Annotated in this window: 7 protein-coding genes; 4 read left to right on the forward strand and 3 right to left on the reverse strand. The window is 67.3% G+C overall.

Translation table 11 applies throughout. The annotated features are described in order from the left end of the window. Positions 1-1077: 1077 nt before the first annotated feature. A complete protein-coding gene (eutC, locus tag ACYP5B_RS43365; protein WP_459573730.1) occupies positions 1078-1878 on the reverse strand; it encodes an ethanolamine ammonia-lyase subunit EutC in 801 nt (266 codons plus the stop codon). 18 nt (positions 1879-1896) lie between these two features. After that, positions 1897-3279 carry an ethanolamine ammonia-lyase subunit EutB gene (locus tag ACYP5B_RS43370; protein WP_459573731.1) on the reverse strand — a complete coding sequence of 461 codons (1383 nt, stop codon included), beginning with the start codon at positions 3277-3279 and terminating at the stop codon, positions 1897-1899. 180 nt (positions 3280-3459) lie between these two features. Between ACYP5B_RS43370 and ACYP5B_RS43375 the strand changes: the two genes are divergently transcribed. After that, a complete protein-coding gene (locus ACYP5B_RS43375) occupies positions 3460-4497 on the forward strand; it encodes an AI-2E family transporter (protein ID WP_318231437.1) in 1038 nt (345 codons plus the stop codon). Positions 4498-4576: 79 nt separating this feature from the next. Here the strand turns inward: ACYP5B_RS43375 and ACYP5B_RS43380 are convergent, their stop codons facing one another. After that, positions 4577-5302 (reverse strand): FadR/GntR family transcriptional regulator, encoded by a 726-nt coding sequence (locus ACYP5B_RS43380; protein WP_459573733.1) that lies wholly within the window; start codon positions 5300-5302, stop codon positions 4577-4579. 130 nt (positions 5303-5432) lie between these two features. Here ACYP5B_RS43380 and ACYP5B_RS43385 point away from each other — a divergent pair, with 130 nt between their 5' ends. From ACYP5B_RS43385 to ACYP5B_RS43395, 3 genes are read left to right on the forward strand one after another with little or no spacing between them, the layout of a single operon-like run. Then, on the forward strand, positions 5433-6221 hold the full coding sequence (locus ACYP5B_RS43385) for a (Fe-S)-binding protein (protein ID WP_459573734.1): 789 nt from the start codon (positions 5433-5435) through the stop codon (positions 6219-6221). Beyond that, positions 6218-6934 (forward strand): LutC/YkgG family protein, encoded by a 717-nt coding sequence (locus tag ACYP5B_RS43390; protein WP_459573736.1) that lies wholly within the window; start codon positions 6218-6220, stop codon positions 6932-6934. The genes ACYP5B_RS43385 and ACYP5B_RS43390 overlap by 4 nt, the downstream gene beginning before the upstream one ends. Further along, entirely contained in the window at positions 6931-8400 is a 1470-nt protein-coding gene (locus tag ACYP5B_RS43395; protein WP_400094758.1) for a LutB/LldF family L-lactate oxidation iron-sulfur protein, read from the forward strand. The genes ACYP5B_RS43390 and ACYP5B_RS43395 overlap by 4 nt, the downstream gene beginning before the upstream one ends. Positions 8401-8601: the final 201 nt, after the last annotated feature.

Consider the following 8601-nt stretch of genomic DNA (forward strand, 5'->3'; position numbering starts at 1 on the left):
TGGCAAACCGGGGCGCGTTCATATAAGTAACCAAAAGAAAGCGATCCTTGCAGGAGGCTGGCGTGGCGTCATTGGGGACCCCAATGGTTTCGTCGTCAGGCCCCGGGTTTTAATTAACTCGTGCCGTTACCGGTTTAAATGGCCACGATCCTGTTAATGACGCTGGTTTCGTGGTGAGGCCCCCGGTAGCGGCATCCTTGCCTATTCACCCATCTGCCGGTACCGCCGCAAAGCGCCACGATGTATCACACCGTGATGGTTTCGTGGTGGGGTGGGCGCGGTGGTGAATCCCTCAAAACTATTCCGGCAGTGCCACCGCGCCCACGACGAAAACGGGACGCTTGCAACTTCGTGGCCGCCCGCGCCGCGAGCGACAGACGGCTTGAAATTCGTGGTGGTGGCTACCGGTGGGGGCCACCACGAATCGCTGGGCATTGGCAGCGTCGTGGTGATCTAAACTGGTAACGGCACGAGTCCATTAGCACCCAGGGCCGTACGACGAAACCATTGGGATTCCCAATGACGCCACGCCAGCCTCCTGCAAGGATCGCTTTCTTTTGGTTACTTTACGAGTAAAGAAAAGTGACATCTCACACGTTCTAAAACGGTCAACACCGTACAGCCGCGACAGCAGCTAGAAGCGCCAAAACACGTCCAGCCCATCAACCATCAAAGCCGCCCAGCCGCGCAAGCAGCCAGAAGCATCAAAACCCCGCCCTAAAGAGACACCCCCGCGTCAGCGGGCTAGTGCCCTGTTCCCAAAACGATGCATGCCCGCGCAACCAGCGACGCCGGGATACTCCGCGAACGCGCCATCGAGGCAAGTTGAGACCGCTCGTCTTCGCTCAACACCAGATCCAGCTTCGGTCGTCCCATTGGCATGTTGGCATCTCCCGTATCGTCGATACCAACATCCTACAAAAATATAGATCCGTTAACAACGGAACGGAACACTAGCAGGGATGCGATCAGCAGGCTCTTGTGCTTCATGGCGATTTCCTCTTCTTCGTTGTTGTGATGGCAAAACGGCACGGCAATGCCCGGCCGCCGGCGTGAGCGGCCGGATCGGTCGGTTTCTCAGTCAGTGTTCGTGCCGGACGCCGGCAGTGCGCTCGCCGCCGGCTCGGGCAGCGCCGCGTGCTCGCTGTCGTCCTTCAGGTCCACGCCGCTGCGCCCCAGCGCCAGCGCACCGCGCAGCAGGAAGGCGAGCTTGTCCGCGGCCGGCGCATAGGGCAGCCCTTCGGGCCGCACATTGGAGATGCAGTTGCGCTCGGCATCGCTGCGGCCGGGCCGCGGGTCATAGGTGAGATAGATGCCGAGACTGTCCGGCGAACTCAGCCCGGGCCGCTCGCCGATCAGCATCACCACCTGGCGCGCGCCAAGCAGGTGGCCGGCCTCGTCGCCCAGCGCCACGCGCGATTGTTCGGCCACCACCACCGGCCCGATGCGCCAGTCCGGCAGGCGCTCGCGGACATGCAGCAGCAATGCCACGCTGTGGCGTTCGGCCGCGAGCGCGGAAAGACCATCGGCAATCACGAACACCACGTCGGGCGGCTCCGCCGGGCGTGCTTGCGCCAGCCGCGCACGGCTGGCTTCGTCAAGCTGGCGCCCCAAGTCTGGGCGGCGCAGGTAATGCTGGCGGTCCGGCGCGGCGCTGTGCGCGGCCACGCTGCTGAATCCCGCATCATGCAGCGCCCGCTCGATGGCCTCGCGCGCGAGCGGCAGGTGCACGGCATCGCGCGCTTGCGCATGCGCCAGCCCGAAGGCGAGCACGGCCTGCGTGGTCTGGCTGTGGCCGGCGCGGCCCAGCGCGATACGCGCGGCGGTGAACTGGCGCAGGCGCTGCCAGGGGTTGTCTTGGACCAGTTTGCGGTTCATGGCGTCATGGCCTGGCGCTCACAAGCCGTGCGCAAGCTGCAGCAGCGGCTGGCGCTCGGCAATCTCAAGCAGCCGCCCGTCCTCGCCGAAGATGCCCATGGCCTGCAGCCAGGCCTCGAACTCCGGCGCGGGCCGCAGGCCCAGCGTGTCGCGCAGGTAGAGCGCGTCATGGAACGAGGTGCTCTGGTAGTTCAGCATGATGTCGTCGGCGCCGGGCACGCCCATGATGAAGTTGATGCCGGCCACGCCGAACAGCGTCAGCAGCGTATCCATATCGTCCTGGTCGGCCTCGGCGTGGTTGGTGTAGCAAACGTCGCAGCCCATCGGCACGCCGAGCAGCTTGCCGCAGAAATGGTCCTCCAGCCCGGCGCGGATGATCTGCTTGCCGTCGTATAGATACTCCGGGCCGATGAAGCCCACCACGGTATTGACCAGCAGCGGCGAGAACTCGCGCGCCACCGCATAGGCGCGGGCTTCCATGGTCTGCTGGTCCACGCCGTGGTGCGCGTTGGCGGACAGCGCGCTGCCCTGGCCGGTCTCGAAATACATCACGTTGTTGCCCACCGTGCCACGCGCCAGGCTTTGCGCGGCGTCGTGCGCCTCGCGCAACAGCGCCAGGCTGATGCCAAAGCCGGCGTTGGCCTGCTCGCTGCCGGCCACCGACTGGAACACCAGGTCCACCGGCGCGCCCTGCTCGATGGCGCGCAGGGTATTGGTAACGTGGGTCAGCACGCAGGACTGCGTGGGCACGTCGAAGCGGCAGCGCAGGTCGTCGACCAGGCGCAGCAGGGTGACGATGGCGCCGAGGTTGTCGGTGGCGGGGTTGATGCCGATGGTGGCATCGCCGCAGCCATAGAGCAGGCCGTCGATCATCGAGGCGGCGATGCCCCGGGCATCGTCGGTGGGATGGTTGGGCTGCAGCCGCACGGACAGATGCCCGGGCAGGCCGATGGTATTGCGAAAGCGCGTGACCACCCGGCACTTGCGCGCCACCGCGATCAGGTCCTGGTTGCGCATCAGCTTGCTGACCGCGGCCGCCATCTCCGGCGTGATGCCCGGCGCCACGCGTGTCAAAGCGGCGAAGTCGGTCTCGTGGAGCAGCAGCCAGTTGCGCAGGTCGCCCACGGTAAAGGACGCGATCTCGCGAAAGGCGAGGCCGTCATGGCGATCGAAGATCAGGCGCGTGACTTCGTCCTCCTCATAGGGCACCAGCGCTTCGGCCAGGAAGTGCGCCAGGGGCACCTCGGCCAGCGCCATGCGCGCGGCCATGCGCTCCTCCTCGCTGGCGGCCGCGAGCCCGGCCAGGTAGTCGCCCGAGCGTGCCGGGCTGGCCTTGGCCAGCAAGGTCTTGAGATCGGCAAAGAGATGCCGCCGCGAGGCTACGGTGTGGGCAAAGGTCATGGGATCGGTCTCGGTCAGCTGGCGGGCCCGCGCACAGCCCGATCATAGCAACCACGGGCGTCCATTGTCGCCCTTGGGCGCTTGCCTTCGCCGGCGGCGCATCGGACAATCGAGCGCCGTACAATGCACAGACACCCGGCCGTGCACCCGACGGCGCGGCCCCCCAATGCAGGAGACTTGATGAATCAACCCGATCCGCCACGCATACCCCGCTTGCCGGATGTAAAGTGGTTCAGCGTCACCACCGCCGCTTACATCCTGACCGCCCTGGCGCTCTGGGTGGTGATGCAGGCCAACCTGGTGGCGGCGCTCCTGGCGGGCCTGCTGCTGTACTCGCTGGTGGATGTGCTGGCACCCAAGCTGGTGCGCCTGCATCAGCGCCACGACGCCCTGGCGGTGGCGATTCTCTCCGCTGTCACCCTGCTGGGACTCACGCTTGGGGGCTGGGCGCTGGTGCGCTTTGTCAGCGGCGACGGCAATACGCTCGACACCCTGCTGATCCGCACGGCCGACATCATCGACAAGTCCCGCGCCCAGCTGCCGGTATGGGTCAGCGACGCGCTGCCGCGCGGCGTGGATGAGCTGGCCAATGCCCTGATTGACTGGCTGCGCGAGCACGCGCAGATGGCCCAGAAGTTCGGCGCCGAGGTGCTGCGCAGCCTCGCGCACATCCTGATCGGGCTGGTGATCGGCGCCATGGTCGCGCTGTACCGCGCCATCTCCAAGCCGAACCGCAGGCCGCTGGCCTCGGCGCTGGTGGAACGTGCCCGCAACCTGCAGCTGGCGTTCTCGCAGTTCATCTTCGCCCAGGTACAGATCTCGCTGATCAACACCGTGCTGACCGCGATCTACCTGCTGGTGGTGCTGCCCCTGTTTGGCGTGCACCTGCCCCTGACCAAGACGCTGGTCGCCCTCACCTTCCTGGTCGGGCTGCTGCCGGTGCTGGGCAACCTGGTGTCGAACACGGGCATCGTGGTGGCCTCGCTATCGATCTCGCTGCCCATGGCGATTGCCTCGCTGTTCTACCTGGTGGTGATCCACAAGTTCGAGTACTTCCTCAACGCGCGCATCATCGGCGCGCGCATCAATGCCGCGGCCTGGGAGCTGCTCACGGTGATGCTGCTGATGGAGTCTCTGTATGGCGTCCCCGGCGTGATTGCCGGGCCGATCTACTACGCCTATCTCAAGCGCGAGCTGTCGGACAAAGGCCTGATCTGACGCCTGGCGTCACCGGTAGGACCAATTCACGCCAATTCACACCAATTCACACCAATTCACGCCGATCAAGCGCCCGGCTTCAGGCGCTTGCCCCCTCTCCTTGCTGCTCCACCCGGCTGCGCACAAAGTCGATATGCGTCTGCATGGCGGTGCGCGCCTCCTCCGGCCGGCGCGCGCAGATGGCCTCGCACAGCGTGCGGTGTTGCAGCAGCAGTAGCGCGGAGGCATCCTCGTCCTGCAGCCGCAGGCCCGTGCCGTTGATGGTGATGTGCTCGCGCAGCATGCCGATCACGCTGGTATGCAGGTGCAGGAACATGGTGTTGTGCGAGGCCTGGGCAATGGCCTCATGCAGCTTGGCGTCAGCCTGCGCCTCGGCGGCCGTGTCGTCTTGCTGGCGGGCGGCTTCGAGCGCGCGCAGCAGGCCACGGATGCGCTTGAGATCCGCGGCATCCGCGCGCAGCGCGGCAAAGTAGGCGGTAGCGCCCTCCAGCACCCGGCGAAACTCCAGGATATCGTCGCGCAGCACCGGGTGGTCCGCCACCAGCTGGCGCCATGGCGAGGCAAAGCCGGTGCGCAACTGCTCGGTGACGAACACGCCGGCGCCCTGCCGGCTTTGCAGCAAGCCCCGCGCCGCCAGCCGCTGGGTGGCCTCGCGGATGGTGTTGCGCGCAACGCCATATTGCTCGGCGAGCAGCCGCTCCGCGGGCAGGCGGGCGCCAGCCTGCCAGGTGCCGTCCAGCATCGCCGTTTCCAGTTTCCGCATGACCTCTTCCACGCGCCCGCGCGCCTGCCTGCCCGCCGCCATCCTCTCGCTCCGGAATCATTGCCCGCGCCCAACTGGTCCAACCAATTTGAACTGGCGCGCGTCTCGCGGAATTATGCGCTCAAACAACGGCCGGCCCGACAGCCAGGCGGCCGCCCCCACGGAGCGAGACATGAAGCAAAGGCGCTATCCCCCTGCCCCGGCGCAGGCCTACCTGTTCGCCACCTGCCTGGTCGACGTGTTCGTGCCGCAAGCCGGCCTGGACGCGGTGCGCCTGCTGGAGCGCGAAGGCCTGGCCGTGCACTTCCCGCGCGGACAGAGCTGCTGCGGCCAGCCCGCCTATAGCAGCGGCAACCCGGAGCAGTCCCGGACGGTGGCGTTGGCCCAGCTCGACCTGTTCGCCGAACCGTGGCCGGTGATCGTACCCTCGGGCTCGTGCGCCGGGATGATGCGGCACCACTGGCCGCAGCTGTTCGCGGACGATCCCGTGGCCGGCCCCAAGGCCTTTGCGCTGGCCGAGCGCGTATTTGAGCTGAGCGAATTCCTGCTGCATGTGCTGAAAGTCCGCTTCGACGTAAGCGGCGTCGCCGGCCAGCCGGCCGAGACGGTTGTGCTGCACACCTCCTGCGCGGCACGTCGAGAAATGGGTACGCGCGAGCATGGCGTGGCCCTGGTCGACGCCCTGCCGGGCATCACCCGCGCCGAGCATCAGCGCGAGTCCGAGTGCTGCGGCTTTGGCGGCACCTTCTCGCTCAAGCATCCCGATATCTCCGGCGCGATGGTGCAGGACAAGATCGCCTCGGCCTGCGCCACCGGCTGCGATCGGCTGGTCTCCGCCGACTGCGGCTGCCTGCTCAATATCGGGCACGCGGCCAGGTACCAGGGCGCGCCCCTGCCTGTCGAGCATCTCGCCACCTTCCTGTGGCGGCGTACCGGCGGCGGCGCCAAGGAGCAAGCATGAGCGCACTGAACGCCCGCGAGCGCATGCTCGGCCGGCTGCGCGCGGCCACGGACACGCCCACCGCCGCTTCCGCGGCAGATACCAGCCAACTGGATGCGCGCATCGATGCACACTACGACGGCCGCCGCGAGGCAGCCTCTCCCGCCGAGCTGGCGCAGGCCATGCAGGCTGCATTGGGCGCCTCTCACGCGCTGGCCTGGTGCGCGAGCGCCGAGGCCTGGCCCGCGCAACTCGCGGGCAGGCTCGCCGCCGCCGGCGTGCGCCGCCTGCTGCTGGACCCTGCTGCCGAGGAAGGCGCGGCACTGATGGGCGCCTTGCCCGGCACCGTGGCGCCGCTGTCTTACGACCGCCCCATCGAAGACTGGAAAGCGGAGCTATTCGACACCGTGGACGCAGGCTTCACGGTGGCGCGCTCCGGCATTGCCGCTACCGGCACGCTGGTGCTGGCGCCCGACACGCAAACGCCGCGCACGGTCTCGCTGGTGCCGCCGCTGCATATCGCGCTCGTGTACGCCGAGACGCTGCATCCGGACCTGCATGCCGCCGCGCGCGCCGAGCGCTGGAGCGCTGGCATGCCGACCAACCTGGTACTGGTATCCGGCCCATCCAAGACCTCGGATATCCAGCAAACGTTGGCCTACGGCGCGCATGGCCCGCGCGAGCTGTGGGTGATCATCGTGACCGGCAGCGCCGGGACGGGAGCCGCGCAATGAGTACGCAAACCACCGCCCAGGCCGCCGCCAAGCCCCTGCACTTCGTGCCCTCCGCGGATTTCAAGGCGCGCTCGCGCGCGGCGCTGGACGACCCCAAGCTGCGCAGCAGCTTCCGCGGCGCCATGGACTTCCTGCAGGCCAAGCGCGCCGTGCAGTTCCCCGACGGCGATGAGCTGGAGCAGCTGCGCGACCTGGGCGAAGCGATCCGCCAGCACGCACTGTCGCAACTGCCTGACCTGCTGGTGCAGCTGGAGGACAAGCTCACCGCGGCCGGCGTGCAGGTGCACTGGGCCGAGACCGCGGATGAAGCCAATGCCATCGTGCACGGCATCGCGCAGGCGCGCCAGGCACGCAGCGTGATCAAGGGCAAGTCGATGGCCAGCGAGGAAATCGAGCTGAACCATTACCTGGCCGAGCGTGGCATCGACTGCATCGAGTCCGACATGGGTGAGTACATCGTGCAGCTCGCGGGCGAGAAGCCGTCGCACATCGTGATGCCGGCCATCCACAAGACGCGCGGTGACATTGCCGAGCTGTTCGCGCAGCATATCCCCGGCACGCCCTATACCGAAGACGTGGACGAACTGATCCAGACCGGCCGGCGCGCACTGCGCCAGGCGTTCGTGAACGCCGACATCGGTTTGTCCGGCGTGAACTTTGCCGCCGCCGACACCGGCACGCTGTGGCTGGTGGAGAACGAGGGCAACGGCCGCCTGTCCACCACCGTGCCCGATGTGCACATTGCCATCATGGGCATGGAGAAGGTGGTGGCCAGGCTCGAGCACATCGTGCCGCTGGCCAGCCTGCTGACGCGCTCGGCCACCGGGCAGGCCATCACCACCTACTTCAACCTGATCTCCGGCCCGCGCCGCGCGGGCGAGCGCGATGGCCCGCGCGAGGTGCACCTGGTGCTGCTGGACAACGGCCGCAGCCAGGCCTACGCCGACGAGCAACTGCGCGCCACGCTGCAATGCATCCGCTGCGGCGCCTGCATGAACCATTGCCCGGTGTACACGCGCATCGGCGGCCATGCCTACGGCACCACCTACCCCGGGCCGATCGGCAAGATCATCTCGCCGCACCTGCTCGGGCTCGATGCCACGGCGGACCTGGCCACTGCCTCCAGCCTGTGCGGCGCTTGCGGAGAAGTGTGCCCCGTGCGCATCCCGATTCCGCAACTGCTGATCCGCCTGCGCACCGAAGCCAACCGCAATCCGCACGAACAGGTGGCAAATCCGCTGCGCGGGCAGGGCGCCAAGTTCAGCCGCGGCGAACACCTGGTCTGGCGTTTCTGGAGCGGTGCATTTGCGCATCCGCTGACCTATCGGCTGTTCCGCTGGGCGGCCACGCGGCTGCGTGTGCTCACGCCAAAACGGCAGCTCGGGTGGACACGGCATCGCGCACCGCTGACGCCCGCGCCGCGCAGTTTGTCCGATTTGCTGCGCGAACGCGGACAGGCTGAGTAGACAAGAACGAAAGCCATGACGACCGCGCGCAACTTCGCGCTGGCGTAGCACCCCTCTCCCGCGCAGCGTATGAGGGGTTGGGGGAGAGGGTAGGCCTTCGCAAGAGCGACGCGTATCACTTCGAGCGAGCGCCCGCCCTCTCCCCCGACCCCTCTCCCACTGCGTGGGAGAGGGGAGCAAACCGACGGCAAGTTAGAACGT

Source organism: Cupriavidus sp. 8B (assembly GCF_054589115.1).

Coding starts and splice junctions, on each gene's coding strand:
- eutC (WP_459573730.1), bottom strand. CDS start 1,878: ATGAACCGCAAACTGGTCCAAGACAACCCCTGGCAGCGCCTGCGCCAG.
- ACYP5B_RS43370 (WP_459573731.1), bottom strand. CDS start 3,279: ATGACCTTTGCCCACACCGTAGCCTCGCGGCGGCATCTCTTTGCCGAT.
- ACYP5B_RS43375 (WP_318231437.1), top strand. CDS start 3,460: ATGAATCAACCCGATCCGCCACGCATACCCCGCTTGCCGGATGTAAAG.
- ACYP5B_RS43380 (WP_459573733.1), bottom strand. CDS start 5,302: ATGGCGGCGGGCAGGCAGGCGCGCGGGCGCGTGGAAGAGGTCATGCGG.
- ACYP5B_RS43385 (WP_459573734.1), top strand. CDS start 5,433: ATGAAGCAAAGGCGCTATCCCCCTGCCCCGGCGCAGGCCTACCTGTTC.
- ACYP5B_RS43390 (WP_459573736.1), top strand. CDS start 6,218: ATGAGCGCACTGAACGCCCGCGAGCGCATGCTCGGCCGGCTGCGCGCG.
- ACYP5B_RS43395 (WP_400094758.1), top strand. CDS start 6,931: ATGAGTACGCAAACCACCGCCCAGGCCGCCGCCAAGCCCCTGCACTTC.